A 17,494-nucleotide genomic window follows, 5' to 3' on the forward strand; every position below is an offset into this window, starting at 1 on the left:
CGAGCCGAGTCCTGACTCGTTGACCGCGGTCGGCGAGGCAGCGGCCGAGCAGGCGGGCGATCAGCAGGAAACCGCCGAGGCCGCGGCAGTGGCCGCGGTGGACGCCGAGCGTTCGGCGCTCGCCGAGGGTGCGCTGCCGGAGTCGGCCGACGAGGTCATCACGGCCGAGACCGCACCGGTCACCGAGGCCGCGGAGTCCGCTGACGCCAGTGAGCACGGATCGTCGGTGTCGAGCTGAACGGAGCGGGGGACCCGTTCGGTACTGCGCAGCTGCGGGCCGGAGTACTCGCGGCGTGGCGGGATTCGCCGACGCGGTTGCGGGAGGACAGTGCCAGTGAGGCGGATCTGGTGGCCGCGGGCTACCGGGATCGGTTGCTCACCGAACTCGCGCAGAACGCGGCCGACGCCGCGGCGAAGGCCGGAGTCGCGGGCGCGCTGACCGTGCGGGTGCTCGACGGCCGTTTGCACGTCGCGAATACCGGCGAGCCGTTGAGCGTTTCCGGTGTGCACGCGTTGACGGCACTGCGTGCCTCCGACAAGGCCGACACCACCCAGGTGGGCCGCTTCGGCGTCGGCTTCACCGCGGTGCGGTCCGTCGGCGACGAGATCGAGGTCCGCTCGACGACGGGATCCCTCCGCTTCTCCCGTGTGGCGACACTGAACGCCTTGCACGACACCGGCATCGGTATCCCCGACGACCTGGCCGCCATCGCGCCCCCGGTCCTCCGGCTCGCCTGGCCGGTGCCGACCACCCCACTCGCGGGCACCGACACCGAGATCGTCGTCCACCTCCGCGGCGACATCGACGCCACCGCCCTCCTCGACGCCATGCGAGCCGAGGCCCCCGACCTCCTCCTGGAACTGCCCGCCCTACAGCGCATCCGAATCGAATCCGACGAATTCACCAGCGCGATAACGATTCTTGCCACCAATCAACCCGCTGATGCCATTCGCTCCGACGCCACGCTGTCGAGCATCACCACTGCCGCCGCCGCTACGGTCGGCACTGCCGCTGCCACGGATGACGCCGCCACGGTCGCCGACGAGACCGGCACACTCTCCCAGCTGACGATCACCCTCCCGTCCGGCACGCGCCGAGCCTGGTGGCAGTACCGCACTCCCAGGGCCCGCTGGCTACTCCCACTGCGCGAGGGCCGTCCCGTCGCGACCGCCCCGGACGTCCTGCGCGCCCCCACCCGCTCCGACGAGGAACTCTCCCTCCCCGCGATCTTGGTTGCCGACATCCCCATGCAACCCGATCGCCGCCGCCTCCTCCCGGGCGCCCGACTCACCGAATTGGCAACGGGCTACGCGGATTTCGCTCGCGCTCTCCCGCCGCGGGACCGTCTCGTCCTGGTCCCCACCCCCGGCTTCGCCCGCAGCGAAGCCGACGCCCTCCTCCGCGAAGCGCTGATCACCGAGCTTCGCACCAACCCCTGGCTCCCGGTCTGTGCCGCCCGCACCGCGGAACCGGCGGACTCGTGGGACCCCATGGAGCCCGCACCGGACCATGCCGAACCCGGCGGCACAACGGGCGAATCGGCAGCGCCCGGCGGCATCTCCGCCTCCGTCGGTCCCGATGAATCCACGCCGGTCGGCAAGGCTGTTCCAGACCTCATGGATCTGTTCGCGGCTGACGAAGCCGACGGCTCTCACCTGACTACGACGTTCGGACCGGGCGAATCCGCACCGTACAGCGACCCTTTCGCGTCGGCGGAGTCGTCCACGTACGAACCGACCGCAGCGGACTCGCCGTGTAGCACGCCCACCCGCGCGAGCGTATTCCCCGATCTCACACCGGAATTAGCCGCGATCCTGGCCGAGATCACCGGTCCGCTGGTGATTCCGGAGCTGTCCGGCCGCGCCGGTCAGGACAAGCTGGCGGTCCTCGACGTCCATCGGCTCGGGCCTGCCGCGCTGGCCGAGCTGTCGAGCGGGTTGCACCGTGAACCACGGTGGTGGCGGCGGTTTTACGCGACCCTCGAACCGTTCGTCGTCGATACCAGGACCGCCGAGGAATTCGGCGCGCTGGCCGTGCCGCTCACCGACGGACGGTTGGTCACCGGCCCGCGGACCGTGGTGCTCGATGATCAGCTCACGGTGGCCGTGCCGGTGCATTGGGCTCGTCTGGTCCACCCGGACGCCACGCACCCGCTCCTCGGTCGCCTGGGTGCCCGCAGCGCGAGTTCGGATGACCTGCTCACCGATCCCGCTCTGCACGACCTGCTCGAGCACGATCCGGCCGACCCGGACACGGTCGCCGCGGTACTCCAGCTGGCGCCCTACGCCTCTGCCGGCTCGCTGCCCGACTGGCTCGGCCTACTCGAATTACCCGACGACACAGGCGAACTGAGCCCCGCCGACGAGCTGCTGCTCCCCGGGGCGCCGCTCGCCGAGGTCCTGGCGTCCGATGCCCCCTTCGGCACCGTCGCCGACACCGTCGTCGCCGAGTACGGCGAGCAAGCGTTGCGCGCGATCGGTGTCGGCTGGGGCTTCGCGGTACTCACCGATCCAGAGCCGATCGGCCCCGACCACGACCTCGACGACGAACAATCCTGGTGGAACAGCCTTTCCGAAGACCCCCGCGAGCTCACCGCGGTCCGCGACCTCGACCTGGTCGACGAAGACCGCTGGCCACAAGCCCTGCGCCACTTGCTGTCCGAGCCGCGCACCCGCGCGCTGCTCGCCGATCGCGACGGCTACACCACCTGGTGGCTGCACCGCCACGCCCACATCGACGGCATCCCGCTCGGCCGACTCCACCACCCCGACGACAACGAATTCGCCGGGCTCCTACCGGTGTTCGCGGCAATCGGCATCGACGGTACCGACCTCGACGCGCTGCGCCCCGCGCTCGTCCGCCCCGACGTCATGTCCGCCGAGCTGGCCGAGGAACTCCTCGACGCACTGGCCGATCCGTCGAAATCGCCTGCCCCCGAGGTGATCGCCCGCACCAATGCCCGCCTTGCCGCGGCGGTCGCGGCCGGCGTCCTCGATCCGCGCGAACTCGATCTCCCCGAGCAGATCCGCGCCCTGTCCGGCGACGTCGTCGACGCGAGCACCGCCATGGTTCTCGACCAGCCTTGCTTCGGCTTGGTCGTCCCGCCGCAACGCCTCGTCGTCGGGGACACGGCACACGCCGAGGCGCTGGCCACCTTGCTCGATCTCCCGCTGGTCTCGGAGGAGATCAGCGGCGAGGTGCTCGGGACCGGCCGCCGGAGCACCTGGGCCGCAGAACCTTTGGGCGTAGTGCTGCGCCAGCTGTGGTCCCCGCGCGACAGCACCGGCGAGCTGGTCCTGCACGAGACTCTCGAAGTGCATCTGCGCGGTGCGCTCTCGGGCACCGTCCGCGTCCCGTGGTGGTGCGAAGGAGATGTCGTCCACGTGCAGGTGCCGCGCGGGTAGATCCGCGTCGAGCTATGCCGCGTGGGCGGTGATCATCTCGGCGAGCAGATCGAGCTGAGTCTGCACGGATTCGCTGTCGTCATCGACCAGCCACCGCAGCACGATCCCGTCGATCACATTGAGCATGAATCGGCTCAGCGTCGGCACCGGTGTGTTCCATCGCGTTTCGGTCGCCTCGCTGCATTGGTTGATCACATCGGCGATGGTGCTGTCGTTGAACCCGTACTGCTCGCGGGCGATCGCCAGCTTGGCCGGTGTCGACTCACCCTCGCGCAGCGCGTAGGTGGTGGTCTCGTAGGTCAGCAACTGTCGTTCGGGAGTGGCTTCGATGTTGCGCCACATCAGTTCCAAACCGCGGCGCACCAATTTCTGAAGTGCTTCTTTTCCTGTTCCGGCGTCTTCCCATACCGATTCATCGGCATCGACGGAATCGCGCAATTCCATTGAGAGCGCTTTGACCAGCTCGGTCATCAGCGCGTCCTTGTTTTCGAAACAGTAATGCACCACACCTAACGAGACACCGGCCGCTTGGGCGACATCACGCGTGGTCACGCCCGCCACGCCCTTTTTCTCGGCGAGACCGATCGCTGCCTCGATCAGGTGGGCTCGTCGTTCTTCGACGCTCAATCGGGAGGACACTGTGCGAGTTAAGCGCCCACGCCACGAACAGTCAATTCGCCGGTCCGCCAGAAAATCCTGGACATTTGACCAGTTGATGTGGTTGTCTCCGAAATGGAAGTTACGAAGGAGTCGCCCGATGTCCCTGTCCCGCCGCACGATGCTTGCCGCCTCGGCACTGAGTGCCAGCGCCCTGCCCGTCATCTCCACCATGGGAATGCCGGTCGCACACGCGAATCCGGAGGGATTCGAATTTGGGCTCGGTATCGCCGACCTCACGGGCCCGGCCGCGGAATGCGGCATGATGGGCTACTCGCAGTTCGAACAGGCCACAGCGGGAATTCATCTGCGCCCGCGTGCTCGCGCGTTCGTGATCGGGGCGCGCGGAAATCGGATCGCACTCGTCGCGGTGGAGAACGGTGCGTTGTTCGGCTCGGTCCACGGCGCGGTGCTGCTGGCGCTCGCCCGCCGTTTCGGCGATCGATATTCCGAACGAAATGTTGTCCTCACCTCCACGCACACCCACGCCAGTTGCGGTGGTTCCGCACACGACTACGCCTACACGCTGGCGACGATGGGATTCCAGCAGCAGGTCTTCGACGCCGAGGTCGACGGGATCGTGGAGGCGATCGTCGCGGCCGACGCGGATGTCGCGCCGGGTTCGATCACCCTCGGCCGCGCGCAATTGCACGACGCCAGCGTGAACCGCTCGCGCGTGGCCTTCGACCGCAATCCGGCCGCCGATCGCGCGGTCTTCCCCGACGCGATCGACCCGGCGGTGACCACGTTGGAGTTCGCCAGGCAAGGCCGTCAGGTCGGTGCGCTCACCTGGTTCGCCACCCACAACACCTCGATGACCAACGCGAACCGCCTGATCAGCTCCGATAACAAGGGCTACGCCAGCTACGCCGCCGAACACCTCGAACACGGCGTCCGCCACCTCGACGGCGCCGACTTCATCGCCGCCTTCGCGCAGACCAATGCCGGTGACATGTCGCCCAATCTCGGCCTCACGCCCGGCAACGGACCGACCACCGACGAGTTCGCCAACACCAGGATCCTCGGCGAACGCCAGCACCACGCGGCGAAACAGGCCGCGGCGCAGGGCACCGCGCAGCGGGCCGAGGTGGCCTCGATGCTCTGCTACATCGACCTCGCCGCGCTCACGATCGACGGCCGCTTCACCCCCGACGGCGCCCCGCGACGCACCGCCCCGGCCGCGGCGGGCGTCTCGCTGGCAGCGGGCAGTGTCGAGGACGGACCCGGCCTGCCCGGCGGCCCGATTCCCGAAGGCGTGCGCAACCCGATGGTCGACTTCCTCGGCGGCATCGACCATCCGCACCCCGCCTGGCTCGCCGACGCCCAGGCCCCCAAAGCGATCTTCGCCCCGCTCGGGTTGATGCCGCCGGTGCCGTGGGTGCCCAATGTGGTGCCGATCCAGCTGGTTCGCATCGGCGACCTGTATCTGGCCGCGGCCGGCGGGGAATTCACGATCGTCGCGGGGCTGCGCGTGCGTCGCGCGGTGGCGGCGGTGCTCGGCGTCGAGTTGGAGCAGGTGCTGCTACAGGGCTATTCGAACAGCTACCACGAATACGTCACCACGCCGGAGGAGTACGACGCGCAACAGTACGAGGGCGCCTCGACGCTGTTCGGCCGCTACACGCTGTGCGGGTATGTGCAGGAATTCACGAGACTGGCAGAGGCGTTCGCGGCGGGGCAGACCGTCGGTCGCGGCCCTGCGCCGCGCGATGTCTCCGCGCTGCAGCCGAACTTCGCCCCCGTGCCGGGCCCCGACGCGACCCCGCCGGGTCGTGGGTTCGGCGATGTCCTGGTCCAGCCCGCGTCCTGTCGACGGGGCGAACAGGCGGTGGTCGAATTCGTTTCGGCCCACCCGAAGCACAATCCGCGCCGGGGCGACACCTTCCTGCATGTGCAGCGACAGACCGCGGCGGGTTGGGCGCGGGTAGCCAACGAGGGCGAGTGGGACGTCCGTTTCCACTGGCGCAAGGAGGGCGCCGCGGTCTCGATCGCCCGCTTCACCTGGGATATCCCCGCGACGGCCGAACCCGGCAGGCACCGATTCGTGCACTACGCCGACGTATTGGGCGCCGACGGCACGCTCCGTCCCCTCACCGGGACCAGTGACGAATTCGAGGTGGCCTAGTCGGTGTCGAGTCCCACCTGGGCGCCCTTGTCGCCACGTCGCGCGGAACGCCGCTGCGCGAGGAAGATCGACGACCCCAGTACGCCCACCACGAGCCCCATCAGGCACACCGGGAGGGCATCGGCCCAGCTCTCGTTCATCCACACGACCACGGTCGCGATAGCCCACAGGGCGAAGCCGGCCAGCACTACGGGGCGCGGGTCGACCAGGATTCGGGGCAGTTGAGGTATCTCGGGACTGACAGGTCCGGCATCCATACCCAAACAGTAGCGGTGTGAAACCCGTCAGCCCAGCCGGATTTACCGTAGAGTTCTGCACTGTGACAACGCCATCGGACGTCCGCTCCCTGGCCGGTGACCTTTCACTGGCTGTCGTGCGGCTCACGAGACACCTGCGCGGACGCCGTTCCGACGCGCAGATCTCGCTTACTCAGCTGTCGGCTTTGGCGACGCTGGCTCGTGATGGCGCGATGACGCCCGGCGCGCTGGCGGGCAAGGAACGCGTGCAACCACCGTCGATGACCCGTGTCATCGCCTCGCTCACCGACCTCGACCTGGTCCAACGTCGCCCGCACCCGACCGACGGCAGGCAGATCATCGTCTCGCTCTCGCCCGCCGGCCGCGCGCTGATCGCCGACGAGACCAATGCCCGCGAGGTATGGATGACCGGTCAGCTCGCCGGACTGCGCCCCGAGCAGATCGCGGTGCTCGGGGAAGCTGTCGGCATCATGAACCAGATCGTCGCCGAATCGGAGTGATCGGCTCGCCTATCGCACCGCGTCGGCCGACACCACGTCATGGCCGAGCGGGAACAACGACAGTGGTACCAGCTTGAGATTCGCCCAGGCGAACGGCAGCCCGATGATCGTCACCGCCAGCGCGATGCTGGTGAACACATGGCCCAACGCCAGCCACCAGCCCGCGAAGACGAACCAGATCACATTGCCGATCAGCGAGCCCGCGCCCGCGCTCGGTTTGTCGACCACCGTGCGTCCGAACGGCCACAGCACGTACCCGGCCAGGCGCAGCGAGGCTATCCCGAACGGGATGGTGATGATCAGGATGAAACAGATCAGTGCCGCGAGCAGGTACCCCAGCGCCATCCAGAATCCGCACAGCACCACCCAGAGCACGTTCAAGATCAACTGGACAATCTTCATGCTTCCAGCATGCCAGGATTAGCCGGTGGCCGAAGTGATCGATATCGACGACCCCACCGACCCGCGCGTCGACGACTTCCGTGACCTGTCCAATGCCGACCGCAGGCCGGATCTGCCGGGCCGCAAAGGCCTGGTCATCGCCGAGGGCGTCGTGGTCGTCCAGCGGATGCTCGACTCGCGTTTCACGCCGAACGCGCTGCTCGGGGTCGGGAAGCGCTTCGAGACCCTCGCCGATGATCTCGCCGATCGTGATCTGCCGTACTACCGCGCGAGCGCGGAGGTGATGGCCGAGGTGGTCGGATTCCATCTCAATCGCGGCGTGCTCGCCGTCGCGCCGCGTCCAGCGGACTTGACGGTCGACGAGGTGCTCGACGGCGCGCGCACGGTGGCGGTGCTGGAAGGCGTCAACGATCACGAGAACCTGGGTTCGATGTTCCGAAATGCCGCGGGCCTCGGCGCGGATGCGGTGCTGTTCGGCGACCGATGCGCCGATCCGCTCTATCGGCGGGCGGTCCGGGTTTCGATGGGGCATGTGCTCCGGGTGCCGTTCGCGCAATTGCCGCAGTGGCCCGAAGGTCTCGACCTCGTGCGGAACAAGGGATTCCAGATCATCGCATTGACGCCGAATCCCGAGGCGGTCAATCTGGCGACGGCGATGACGGGGGAGCGGGTGGCGCTGCTGCTCGGCGCCGAAGGCCCCGGCTTGACCGAAGAGGCCATGCGCGCCACCGATATCCGTGCGCGGATCCCGATGTCACCCGGCACCGATTCGCTCAATGTCGCGACCGCGGCGGCGATGGCGTTCTACGAACGAGTGCGCAGGTCATGAGCCAGGAATGCGACGGCCCCTATCGGGCCCAAGCGGATTCGGTGCCGTGGGTGGCGGGCGGCACCGTTGTCGTGCTGGTCGCGTTGCTCGGCGGGGTCGCGGTGTACGCCTTCGGCTGCGCGCTCGCCGCGGTCAATCCGCTGCTGGCGATCGGGGTGAACGTGGTGGCGGCGGGTGGGGTGGCGCCGACGGCGTGGCGATGGCGGTTCACGCCGGTGGTGCGGTGGGTGCTGGCCGGTGCGGCGGCGGCGGTGGTGCTCGGCTGGATCGCCGCGACCGTCTATGTGATCAGCTGAGGGTCACACCACCCGATCGGCGCCGTGCAGCCACCCGAAGATCCCGCGCTTACGCCGCGTCGCCGCACCGGGGCGACCCATCGGCACTTGCTTCTGTTCGGGCGCCTGGCCTTTCGGATACAGCGTGAAACCGCAGACCGCCAGGTCGATGGGGGCGGGCTGCCCGGGAGCGGCCGGGGCCAGGTAGCGGAAACCGAGCCATTCGTCATTGGCGGCGTCGGCGAAATCCGGGGGATCGAACGGCAGCGATTGCGGTTCGGGATGGTCCGCACCCCGCCACGGCACCGGATGCTCACCCGCCCAGAACGTCCGCTCCCACACCATCGGGAGCCCCTCGTTCTCGAGAATGTCCACCCGGGTGGAACTGAACGACCGCCGGAATTCGCCGCGCTCCCAATGCGCGAACGCGCCCCAGTGCAGTTTCGCGTCGTAGGACACGAGATAGGTGTGCTCGGAAGCGAGCGGTCGCACCAGCAGGTCGGGCAGTTTCGTCGGCCGAACCAGGGCGGCCTCGGCCGTGCACACCACGGTCAGTCCGGGATAACACCCGATGTAGACCTCGTCCCGATCCGGTGCGGCGCACCCGGCCAGCGTCCCGACCATGTGCGGCCGAACGTCGTGGTCGGCATACAGCTGCCCGGCCAATGCCGCCGCCGCGACAGGATCCGCCTCGACCTGACTTTTCAGGACGGAAACAGGATCAGTGGTATCGACGTACCAGAGCGTAGAAGCCACTGTTCCGCCTCCTTGTCCGCCACTCCGCGTATTCAAGCCAGATCTAGGTGGGTAGCACGACGGCGTCTGCGGCTGACGGAGGTGCGTGTGTTACCTCAGCTCGTACCCGGTGAGTTACCCATGTGCTGACGAGATCTCGGGGTATTGACGAGATCTCGGAGTTCGGTTAGTTCCCGGAGCTGCGGACGCCCAGCAGGACGTCCTCCCACGACGGCATGGGCGCCTTACCGCGCTTGGTGCGTGCGGGCTTCGGGGCGGGCTTTTCGGCCGCCGGCTCCTCAGCGGGCTTCTCCTGTTGCGCCGCGGGCTGACTCGGCGCGGCGGGCACGGCAGGAATCGGCGCAGCGGGCTTCGGAGCGGCAGCGGGGATCGGCGCCGTGGGGATGGGTGCGGCCGGAATCGCCGCTGTCCCACCGCCTGCCGCGACCTGACGCTGCTCGTAGTACTCGTCCACGTTCGGCGCGGGCCGACTCTGCGGCCGGGCCGCCGGTGCGGCGATCTGCTCGCGCGGACGCGGCTCCACCGAGGTCGGCGGCTCCGGCACCGGCGAAGCGGCCGGAACCGGCGTGGGCAGGATCGTCGCCAGTCCGCGCAGCGCGCGGCCGAAGTCGGGATCGATCAGATCGTTGGCCGGATCGTCGAGCGGGGACACCGAGCCACCGTGCGCGTCGGGCTGGTAGCGCCAGTGCGCGGCGATCTCGGAGTGACCGTGGCGCCACTGCAATTGGGCGACCCAGAAACCCTTTTCGTCTTTCCAGGCGTCCCACTCGGCCTGTTCGATGGTGTGGCCGCGCTCGGTGAAGGCTGCGGTGACGATCTCGTGCAGCGTTTCCACCGAGGGGCCGTCGGGGCGCACCGGGTGCGCCTTCTGCGCCAATTCGGCTGCGCGCGCTCGCTCGAGCAAGACGGGGTAGGCGAATCGCTCGACTTTGGATTCCGGCATACCGGACTCTGCCGTGACCTGCTCGACGGACGCTCCAGCGCGAATACGGGCCTGGATATCGCGAGGACGCATAGTCGCCTCCGTTTCGATCTCGATCTGGCCGAATCGTGCGAGGTCGCCGCGCGCCGCCGCGCGGAGCTTGTCGTCGGCGGGCAACCGGAACTTGGTACCGGACTCGGTGTCGCTGCACACGATGTGCGTGGAGTCGGGCGTCACCCCGATCACTCGAAGTTCACGCACCGTTACCTCCCTATCGCGTCGGCTACGACACCGCCCACTTTCCTAGACAGTAGTGCACATTACTTGGCCGTGGCAGCAGACACGCACGACTTAAATCGCGCGCCAAGGCTGCCCAGGGGGCTAATCTGAGCGGCTCACCGTACGAATTCGGCTTGTGTACAGGGGTTTTGGTGATAGATCAACATCAAATCTCGGTACCGAGATCTGTCGAAACTCGGCGAATATTGCGAATGTGTGCAGTCATGACAAAGAAGGCCGGTGTGCCGCGAACCGAAAAAAGTTCGCCGCACACCGGCCCGATGTCGGTCTTATCTCAGAGCTGACCGACGACCCAGTCGATCGAACGGGTCAGCTGCGAAACATCTTCCGGGTCGATAGCCGGGAACATGCCCACACGCAGCTGGTTACGGCCCAGCTTGCGGTAGGGCTCGGTGTCGACGATGCCGTTGGCGCGCAGGATCTTGGCGACCTGGGCCGCGTCGACCGCGTCGTCGAAGTCGATGGTGCCCACGACCTGCGAGCGGTGCGCCGGGTTCGACACGTACGGGGTGGCGAACGAGCTCGACTCGGCCCACGAGTACAGGCGCGAGGACGAATCCAGGGTGCGCTTCACGGTCCAGTCGAGGCCGCCGTTGGCGTTCATCCACTCGATCTGATCGGCGAACAGCAGCAGGGTGGCCAGCGCCGGGGTGTTGTAGGTCTGGTCCTTGGAGGAGTTGTCGACCGCGATCGGCAGCGACAGGAACTCCGGGGTCCAGCGACCCGATTCCTTGATCTCGGCGACGCGGGCCAGTGCGGCCGGGCTCATGATCGCGATCCACAGGCCACCGTCGGCGGCGAAGCACTTCTGCGGGGCGAAGTAGTACACGTCGGAATCGGCGATGTTCACCGGCAGACCGCCCGCACCGGAGGTGGCGTCGATGGCGATCAGGGCGTTCTCCGAGCCGACCGGACGCGACACCGGGATGGACACACCGGTGGAGGTCTCGTTGTGGGCCCAGCCGATGAGGTCGACCGAGGGGTCCGACACGGGCTCGGGCGCGCTGCCCGGCTCGGCCTTGACGACGATCGGATCACCGATGAAGGGGTTGCCCTTGGCGACCGAGGCGAACTTCGAGGAGAACTCGCCGTTGGTCAGGTGCAGCGAACGCTCGCGGATCAGGCCGAAGGCGGCGGCATCCCAGAACGCGGTGGTGCCACCGTTGCCGAGGACGACCTCGTAGCCGTCGGGCAGGGAGAACAGCTCACGCAGGCCGTTGCGAACGCGGGCGACCACGTCCTTGACCGGCTTCTGGCGATGCGAGGTGCCGAAGACCGAGGCGCCGACAGTCACCAGGGACTGCAGCTGCTCCGGGCGGACCTTGGAGGGGCCGCAGCCGAACCGTCCGTCGGCGGGCTTGAGGTCAGCGGGAATTGTCGGGAACGCACTGGTCATGGGGGCGAGTTTAGTGGTCCGCCGAAGCTCGTACGCGCACGGGGGCGGGTCGGGAAGAGGCTGTGAGGCGGCCCACTCGCGTTCGTCACGGTTGTTCAGGGAACGCCGGTCATGAAGTCGACCAATCCGTGCGGCGCGCTGTCGCCGACGCAGAGGTCGAGGATTCGGTGCGCGTCCGCGGCCGCCCTCGCGCTACGGGGGAACAGCGCCGCTTCGTAGGCGGTGAGCGCGGCTTCGACGTCGCCGAGGTGCGCGGCGATCGCCATGGCGAGTTCGGCGCCGTCGAGCATGGCGAGGTTGGCGCCATCGCCCGCCGGGGGCGCCAGGTGCGCGGCGTCGCCGAGCAGGGTCACACCGGGGACGCGGTCCCAGCGGTGGCAGGTGGGCAGCGTGTTGATCGTGCGCGGGACCGGCGGGGTGTCGCCGTTCGTGATCAGCGCGGTGAGTTCGGGCGCCCACCCGTCGAATTCGGCTGCCACCCGGGCGAGTGCGGCGGTGGGGTCGGTGACATCGATGCCGTCGAGCCAGTCGGCGGGGCGGGCGAGCTCGGCATAGGTGTGGATGACATCGCCCGCCTCGCGGTGCGCGGAGATGCCGTTGCCCGGTGCGAGCGCGAACATGCCACCGTCGCCCACCACCGCGGCCGCCGTCGGGTGCCGGTTGTCGACGTCGTAGAGGTAGGTCTCGACGAAGACGGCGCCCGCGTATGCGGGTCGCGCCTCCGAGAGCAGCGGGCGGATCCGCGACCAGGCGCCGTCGGCGCCCACGAGGAGCGCGGTGCGCACGATCGAACCGTCGGCGAATGTCAGCTCGTGGTGGCCGCCGCCGACGGCGGTGACGTCGGTCAGCTTCTTGCCCCACCGGACCGTGCCCGCGGGCAGGGCGTCGAGCAGGATGCGTCGCAGGTCGCCGCGCAGGACTTCGGGCCGCCCGGTGCTGCCGTCGTCGGGCTCGTCCAGGAGCAGCTCGCCGTGCCGGTCGAGAATCCGGGAGGCCGCGCCGCCCTCGTGGATGATCGCGTGGAACTCGGCGGTGAGGCCCGCCGCGGCGAGGGCGAATTGGCCGTCGTGTTCGTGGATGTCGAGCTGGCCGCCCTGGGTGCGAGCGCCCGCCGACGGCTCGGCTTCGTAGACCGTCGCGGGGATCCCGTGGACATGGAGGACTCGGGCGAGCGTGAGGCCGCCGAGGCCGGCGCCGATGATCGTGACCGCTGTCGTCATAGTGCTTCCTTTCCTAGACTGGAACGTCGTTCCATCGATCCCAGTTTGGAACGTTGTTCCAGAAGTGTCAAGATGGTGTGCATGGCGACACGTCCCCCACGGACCACCCGGCGCACCGACGCGCTGTCGAAGCAGCGGATCGTGGACGCCGCGATCGAGATCCTCGACGCCGACGGCGAACGCGCGCTCACGTTCCGCGCCCTGGCTTCGCGTCTGGAGACCGGCAGCGGCGCGATCTACTGGCATGTCGAGAACAAGGGCGATCTGCTCGTCGCCGCGTCCGACGACCTCATCGCCCGTGTCCTCGCGAGCTCGGACGACAGCGCTGAGCCCTTCGCCTCGATCCGTGCCGTCGCGCTCGGGCTGTTCGACGCGATCGACGCTCATCCGTGGGTGGGCGCCCAGCTCGTCCGGGTGCCGTGGCAGCTGGCGATGCTGCGGATCTACGAGCGCATCGGCGCGCAGTTGCGGATACTCGGCGTCCCCGAACGGTCGATGTTCTATGCCGCGTCCGCGCTGGTGAACTACATCCTCGGCGTCGCCGGGCAGAACGCGGCGAACGCTCGACTCGAGGTGCCCGAGGGAGACCGCTCGGCCTTCCTCGCGGCCGTCGCCGCCCGCTGGACACAGCACGATCCGGCGGAATTCCCGTTCGCCCATCAGATCGCCGAGCAGCTGTGCGAGCACGACGACCGCGAACAATTCCTCGCCGGAATCGATTTCATCCTCGCCGGGATCGCCGCCCTCGGCTGACCACGCGGATGCGGTGAGTGCGGGGAATTTGCCCTTGCGCGAAGGGTGTTCGCACTACTCTGCTGCCATGAGCCTCGTTGTGGCCGACTCGGGTCGGACCCTGCTCGACCGGTGTGCCTGGGCGTTCGGGAGGCGGCCGGGGTTGCTGTCGGAGAGCGGCAGGCGGGAACTGCTGATCAGGGGGCTGCCCGCGATGGCGAGTGTGCTGTCGGTGCGGACTCGGCGTGGCGAGGGCGGGTACCGGTTCAGCGTGCGGGTTTCGGTGCCGGGGGAGTTGGCCTACGACGCGCGGGTCCGGCAGCGGGTGCGTAGCCAGGATCTGGAGTGGATGCAGACCGGCGACGTGGTCGGCTGTCGAGTCGACCCCGGGGACCGGGAGCGAGTGGTGCTGTTCGTGCCCGAGGTGCCGGAGTCGGGGCGTAAGGCGGCGGCCAAGATCCTGGCGAATGGGCGGCGGGCCGAGGCGACGGTGCTCGCGGTGGCGCCGATCGCGGCCGACTACACGGGGCGCGATGATCCGGTGCTCCGACTCGATCTGGAGATGCGGGCCTGGGACGAGCCGTTGCCGTGGCGGGTGCGGTTGATTCAGCCGGTGCCGCTGTCGGCGGTCGGGCAGATCGAACTCGGGACCCGGTTGGCGGCCGCGTTCTTCACCGTCGATCGGGGAGCTTCGGTCGCGCTCGACTTCGAGGCGCTGACTCGCTAGCGCCGCACTCAGAAGGGTCGTGCTGACTCGTCAGAGGTGGACGAAGGTAAAGCCCGCGGCCCGCAGGGCTGGGAGTGCGGCGGCTATGCCCGCGGCGGTGCCCGAGCGCGGGCGATGCATGTGGGCCAGGGCGATACCACCGGGAGCGGCCGCGCTTATGGCGCGCTTGACCTGTGCTGATGAGGCAGTCGCGCCGAAGTCGACATTCACGGTGAAACCCAGTGGGGTCTCACCCAATTCGTGGACGATCGCGACCGCCACCTCGTCGTAGTGGGCCGTGCCCGCGCGGAAGAAGCGGGGCGCGCGGCCGGTGAGTTCGGTGAGCCGTTGGTGGTTGTCCCACACCTCGTACGCCGCCTCCTCGGCCGAACCCGTGCCCGCGATCTTGTAGGCCGAGTGCCCCGAAACCGACAGCGGTTTGTGCGCGGCACCATGATTGGCCAACTCGAACAATGGATTCGCGGCGAGCCGCTGCACCCGACCCGGATCGGCATCGACCCACCGCTTGTTGAGAAACAGGGTGGCAGGCACCTGCTCGGCGATCAGCAGGTCGATCAGCGCCTGGTCGATATCGCTGTTGCCCGGGCCGCCGCACGCGTCGAGAGTGAGCGCGAACTGTTTGCCGCCCGCGGGGAAGCTGCTGGTGATGCCGGGCAGGTCGACGCCCCACTGATGCGGGATCATGCCTGCGTGCCGGGCTGCCACCTGGGCAGGGAAAAGGGGTGGCACAGCCTGGGGAGTGGCGATCGGGTGCGCGCTCGCCGGTGGAACGGTGCGGCTCGTCATCTCGGAAGCAACCGAATCGCCTTGTGCGACAGCGCATCCCGTAGCAAAACCGGCGGTCAGAGCGGCGCAGGCGCCGAACAGTCGACGTCGCGACAAACCGTTGCTGACCACAATCCACCCCTCACGAACATGTTCGCTGGGATGTTATCGCCGATCCGGCCTCTGCGCGCGTCGGACGCATACGCGCAGGTCAATCATTAGAGATGGCAAGTAGCTGAGAGTGAACCGGGCGTCGATGATCCGGCGCCCGGTTCAGCCGACTCAGTGCTGCGAGATGGTGGACCAGCCCGGAACTTCGTTCGGGGTGCGCGGGCCGGGCCCGGTGTAGATCGCGGCGGGGCGGACCAGCTTGCCCAGCTGCTTCTGCTCGAGGATGTGCGCGCACCAGCCCGCGGTCCGACCACAGGTGAACATCGCGGGCATCATGTGCGCCGGGACCTCGGCGAAGTCGAGGATCACCGCGGCCCAGAATTCGACGTTGGTCTCGATGGCGCGATCCGGGCGACGCTCGCGCAGCTCGGCCAGGGCGGCCTGCTCCAGCGCGGCGGCCACCTCGAAGCGCGGGGCGTCGAGGCGCTGGGCGGTGGCGCGGAGCACGCGGGCGCGCGGGTCTTCGGCGCGGTACACGCGGTGGCCGAAGCCCATCAGCTTCTCTTTGCGGTCGAGGATGCCCTTGACCAGCGCACGCGCGTCACCGGACTTCTCGACGGCCTCGATCATCGGCAGCACGCGGGCCGGGGCGCCGCCGTGCAGCGGGCCGGACATCGCGCCGATCGCGCCGGACAGCGACGCCGCCACGTCGGCGCCGGTGGAGGCGATCACGCGGGCGGTGAAGGTGGAGGCGTTCATGCCGTGCTCGGCCGCCGACACCCAGTAGGCGTCGATCGCCTCGGTGTGGCGTGGGTCCGGGTCACCCTTCCAGCGGGTCATGAACCGCTGGGTGACGGTGTCGCACTCGTCGATCTTGCGCTGCGGAACGGCGGGCTGATAGATGCCGCGGGCGGACTGCGCCACATACGACAGCGCCATCACCGAGGCACGGGCGAGGTTCTCGCGGGCGGTCTCGTCGTCGATGTCGAGCAGCGGCTCGTAGCCCCAGATCGGGGCGAGCATGGCCAGGCCCGCCTGCACGTCGACGCGCACATCGCCGGTGTGCACCGGCAGCGGGAACGGCTCGGCGGGCGGCAGGCCACGGCCGAACTCGCCGTCGACCAGCAGGGCCCACACGTCGCCGAAAGTCACCTGGTCGGTGACCAGATCCTGGATGTCGACGCCGCGATATCGCAGCGCGCCACCGTCCTTGTCCGGCTCGGCGATGTCGGTGGTGAAGGCCACCACGCCTTCCAATCCGCTGACGAAATCCTGTGGTACCGAGCTGGTAGTCATGGTGACTCTCCTTGCAGGGGCATGCCGATATTTCTGAACCCTAGACCCGGTCGTACCGCGGAGTAATCTCGCCCCTATGCGTGACCTGGACCCCGCCGCGACCACCGCGCCCGACCTCGCCGCGATGCGTGTCGACTACGGCAATCCCCTGATCGTCGCGGCCACCGAACCCGATCTCGACGAGACCTGGGTGGCCGGTGGCTGGGAACCGTTGCTGCGCAGCTGGATCGAGCAGGCGCGAGGCGCCGGCGTCGCCGAACCCAACGCGATGGTGCTGGCCACGGTCTCGCTGACCGGCCCCGCGCCGCGACCGGTGGCGCGCACGGTCCTGTGCAAAGGACTCTCGCCCGAGGGCGTCACCTTCTATACGAACTACGACTCGGCCAAGGGCACCCAGCTCGCCGCCGATCCGTACGCGGCGGCGAGCTTCGTCTGGCCCGCGCTGGCCAGGCAGGTGCATGTGCGCGGCGTGACCGAGCGGGTGTCCGCCGAGGTGACCGCGGCCTATTGGGCGGCGCGGCCACGGGAGTCACGGCTGGGTGCGTGGGCTTCACAGCAGTCGCGGCCGGTGTCCTCGCGAGCCGAACTCGATCGCGTGCTGGCCGAGACGACGGCGCGATTCGCCGACGTCGACGACATCCCCGTGCCCCCGTTCTGGGGCGGTTACCTGCTGCGCCCCGACGAGGTGGAGTTCTGGCAGGGCAGGCACGGCAGGTTGCACAACCGGATCGTCGTGCGGATCGATGGGCAGACCACAACGATCGAACGCTTGCAGCCGTAATCGGTGGTGGCCGATGTCACTGCGCGCAAACATGGGAT

17 protein-coding genes are annotated in these 17,494 nt (G+C 68.6%); 8 read left to right on the top strand and 9 right to left on the bottom strand.

Annotation, left to right across the window (positions count from 1 at the left end; translation table 11 throughout):
• Window positions 1-234 precede the first annotated feature (234 nt).
• Window positions 235-3,405 carry a sacsin N-terminal ATP-binding-like domain-containing protein gene (locus tag OHS03_RS31635; RefSeq protein ID WP_407942531.1) on the top strand — a complete coding sequence of 1,057 codons (3,171 nt, stop codon included), beginning with the start codon at window positions 235-237 and terminating at the stop codon, window positions 3,403-3,405.
• 12 nt (window positions 3,406-3,417) lie between these two features.
• Here the strand turns inward: OHS03_RS31635 and OHS03_RS31640 are convergent, their stop codons facing one another.
• Complete coding sequence (locus OHS03_RS31640; protein ID WP_328659078.1) at window positions 3,418-4,236, bottom strand: TetR/AcrR family transcriptional regulator; 819 nt, start codon at window positions 4,234-4,236, stop codon at window positions 3,418-3,420.
• On the opposite strand from OHS03_RS31640, the gene OHS03_RS31645 reads away from it, so the two are divergent.
• The gene (locus tag OHS03_RS31645) at window positions 4,163-6,187 is read left to right on the top strand and encodes a neutral/alkaline non-lysosomal ceramidase N-terminal domain-containing protein (protein WP_328659080.1); all 2,025 of its coding nucleotides are present in this window, start codon (window positions 4,163-4,165) and stop codon (window positions 6,185-6,187) included. The two genes, OHS03_RS31640 and OHS03_RS31645, sit on opposite strands and share 74 nt — an antisense overlap.
• Here the strand turns inward: OHS03_RS31645 and OHS03_RS31650 are convergent.
• Complete coding sequence (locus OHS03_RS31650) at window positions 6,184-6,444, bottom strand: DUF2530 domain-containing protein (protein ID WP_328659082.1); 261 nt, start codon at window positions 6,442-6,444, stop codon at window positions 6,184-6,186. The genes OHS03_RS31645 and OHS03_RS31650 overlap by 4 nt on opposite strands.
• A gap of 62 nt (window positions 6,445-6,506) precedes the next feature.
• Here OHS03_RS31650 and OHS03_RS31655 point away from each other — a divergent pair, with 62 nt between their 5' ends.
• Window positions 6,507-6,944, top strand: coding sequence for a MarR family winged helix-turn-helix transcriptional regulator (locus tag OHS03_RS31655; RefSeq protein WP_056818616.1), 438 nt, complete (start codon window positions 6,507-6,509; stop codon window positions 6,942-6,944).
• Window positions 6,945-6,953: 9 nt separating this feature from the next.
• Here OHS03_RS31655 and OHS03_RS31660 read toward each other — a convergent pair whose 3' ends face one another.
• Window positions 6,954-7,346, bottom strand: coding sequence for a YccF domain-containing protein (locus OHS03_RS31660; protein WP_062982559.1), 393 nt, complete (start codon window positions 7,344-7,346; stop codon window positions 6,954-6,956).
• A 25-nt stretch (window positions 7,347-7,371) separates the two neighbouring features.
• Between OHS03_RS31660 and OHS03_RS31665 the strand changes: the two genes are divergently transcribed.
• Together OHS03_RS31665 and OHS03_RS31670 are read left to right on the top strand one after the other, a co-directional pair.
• The gene (locus OHS03_RS31665) at window positions 7,372-8,175 is read left to right on the top strand and encodes a TrmH family RNA methyltransferase (RefSeq protein WP_062982557.1); all 804 of its coding nucleotides are present in this window, start codon (window positions 7,372-7,374) and stop codon (window positions 8,173-8,175) included.
• Complete coding sequence (locus OHS03_RS31670; protein ID WP_062982555.1) at window positions 8,172-8,471, top strand: DUF2537 domain-containing protein; 300 nt, start codon at window positions 8,172-8,174, stop codon at window positions 8,469-8,471. The genes OHS03_RS31665 and OHS03_RS31670 overlap by 4 nt, the downstream gene beginning before the upstream one ends.
• A gap of 3 nt (window positions 8,472-8,474) precedes the next feature.
• Here OHS03_RS31670 and OHS03_RS31675 read toward each other — a convergent pair whose 3' ends face one another.
• The 4 genes from OHS03_RS31675 to OHS03_RS31690 form a co-directional block, all read right to left on the bottom strand.
• Window positions 8,475-9,206, bottom strand: coding sequence for a DUF6928 family protein (locus OHS03_RS31675; RefSeq protein WP_328659084.1), 732 nt, complete (start codon window positions 9,204-9,206; stop codon window positions 8,475-8,477).
• A 166-nt stretch (window positions 9,207-9,372) separates the two neighbouring features.
• The gene (gene sepH, locus OHS03_RS31680) at window positions 9,373-10,389 is read right to left on the bottom strand and encodes a septation protein SepH (RefSeq protein WP_328659086.1); all 1,017 of its coding nucleotides are present in this window, start codon (window positions 10,387-10,389) and stop codon (window positions 9,373-9,375) included.
• 313 nt (window positions 10,390-10,702) lie between these two features.
• Window positions 10,703-11,824 carry a phosphoserine transaminase gene (serC, locus tag OHS03_RS31685; protein ID WP_056818606.1) on the bottom strand — a complete coding sequence of 374 codons (1,122 nt, stop codon included), beginning with the start codon at window positions 11,822-11,824 and terminating at the stop codon, window positions 10,703-10,705.
• A gap of 95 nt (window positions 11,825-11,919) precedes the next feature.
• On the bottom strand, window positions 11,920-13,044 hold the full coding sequence (locus tag OHS03_RS31690) for an FAD-dependent oxidoreductase (protein ID WP_328659088.1): 1,125 nt from the start codon (window positions 13,042-13,044) through the stop codon (window positions 11,920-11,922).
• Between the two features lie 81 nt (window positions 13,045-13,125).
• Here OHS03_RS31690 and OHS03_RS31695 point away from each other — a divergent pair, with 81 nt between their 5' ends.
• Both OHS03_RS31695 and OHS03_RS31700 read left to right on the top strand, forming a co-directional pair.
• Window positions 13,126-13,797 carry a TetR family transcriptional regulator gene (locus tag OHS03_RS31695; protein WP_328659090.1) on the top strand — a complete coding sequence of 224 codons (672 nt, stop codon included), beginning with the start codon at window positions 13,126-13,128 and terminating at the stop codon, window positions 13,795-13,797.
• Between the two features lie 67 nt (window positions 13,798-13,864).
• Window positions 13,865-14,503 carry a hypothetical protein gene (locus OHS03_RS31700; protein ID WP_056818600.1) on the top strand — a complete coding sequence of 213 codons (639 nt, stop codon included), beginning with the start codon at window positions 13,865-13,867 and terminating at the stop codon, window positions 14,501-14,503.
• A gap of 30 nt (window positions 14,504-14,533) precedes the next feature.
• Here OHS03_RS31700 and OHS03_RS31705 read toward each other — a convergent pair whose 3' ends face one another.
• Window positions 14,534-15,208: a polysaccharide deacetylase family protein gene (locus tag OHS03_RS31705; protein WP_328659091.1), complete on the bottom strand. Its 675-nt coding sequence runs from the start codon at window positions 15,206-15,208 to the stop codon at window positions 14,534-14,536.
• A gap of 342 nt (window positions 15,209-15,550) precedes the next feature.
• Window positions 15,551-16,675, bottom strand: coding sequence for a citrate synthase 2 (locus OHS03_RS31710; RefSeq protein WP_056818598.1), 1,125 nt, complete (start codon window positions 16,673-16,675; stop codon window positions 15,551-15,553).
• 76 nt (window positions 16,676-16,751) lie between these two features.
• Here OHS03_RS31710 and pdxH point away from each other — a divergent pair, with 76 nt between their 5' ends.
• Window positions 16,752-17,456, top strand: a complete 705-nt coding sequence (pdxH, locus tag OHS03_RS31715; protein WP_328659092.1) for a pyridoxamine 5'-phosphate oxidase — start codon at window positions 16,752-16,754, stop codon at window positions 17,454-17,456.
• The last annotated feature ends 38 nt before the right edge of the window (window positions 17,457-17,494 follow it).

Source organism: Nocardia salmonicida, from assembly GCF_036142455.1.
GTDB classification, from domain to species: Bacteria; Actinomycetota; Actinomycetes; order Mycobacteriales; family Mycobacteriaceae; genus Nocardia; species Nocardia salmonicida.

What these genes read in the sequence shown, in the direction of transcription:
- OHS03_RS31700 (WP_056818600.1), top strand. Translation starts at nt 13,865, where the DNA reads ATGAGCCTCGTTGTGGCCGACTCGGGTCGGACCCTGCTCGACCGGTGT.
- pdxH (WP_328659092.1), top strand. Translation starts at nt 16,752, where the DNA reads ATGCGTGACCTGGACCCCGCCGCGACCACCGCGCCCGACCTCGCCGCG.
- OHS03_RS31690 (WP_328659088.1), bottom strand. Translation starts at nt 13,044, where the DNA reads ATGACGACAGCGGTCACGATCATCGGCGCCGGCCTCGGCGGCCTCACG.
- OHS03_RS31710 (WP_056818598.1), bottom strand. Translation starts at nt 16,675, where the DNA reads ATGACTACCAGCTCGGTACCACAGGATTTCGTCAGCGGATTGGAAGGC.
- OHS03_RS31645 (WP_328659080.1), top strand. Translation starts at nt 4,163, where the DNA reads ATGTCCCTGTCCCGCCGCACGATGCTTGCCGCCTCGGCACTGAGTGCC.
- OHS03_RS31695 (WP_328659090.1), top strand. Translation starts at nt 13,126, where the DNA reads ATGGCGACACGTCCCCCACGGACCACCCGGCGCACCGACGCGCTGTCG.
- OHS03_RS31670 (WP_062982555.1), top strand. Translation starts at nt 8,172, where the DNA reads ATGAGCCAGGAATGCGACGGCCCCTATCGGGCCCAAGCGGATTCGGTG.
- serC (WP_056818606.1), bottom strand. Translation starts at nt 11,824, where the DNA reads ATGACCAGTGCGTTCCCGACAATTCCCGCTGACCTCAAGCCCGCCGAC.
- OHS03_RS31660 (WP_062982559.1), bottom strand. Translation starts at nt 7,346, where the DNA reads ATGAAGATTGTCCAGTTGATCTTGAACGTGCTCTGGGTGGTGCTGTGC.
- OHS03_RS31640 (WP_328659078.1), bottom strand. Translation starts at nt 4,236, where the DNA reads ATGGTGGAGATGACGGGCAGGGCGCTGGCACTCAGTGCCGAGGCGGCA.
- OHS03_RS31650 (WP_328659082.1), bottom strand. Translation starts at nt 6,444, where the DNA reads ATGGATGCCGGACCTGTCAGTCCCGAGATACCTCAACTGCCCCGAATC.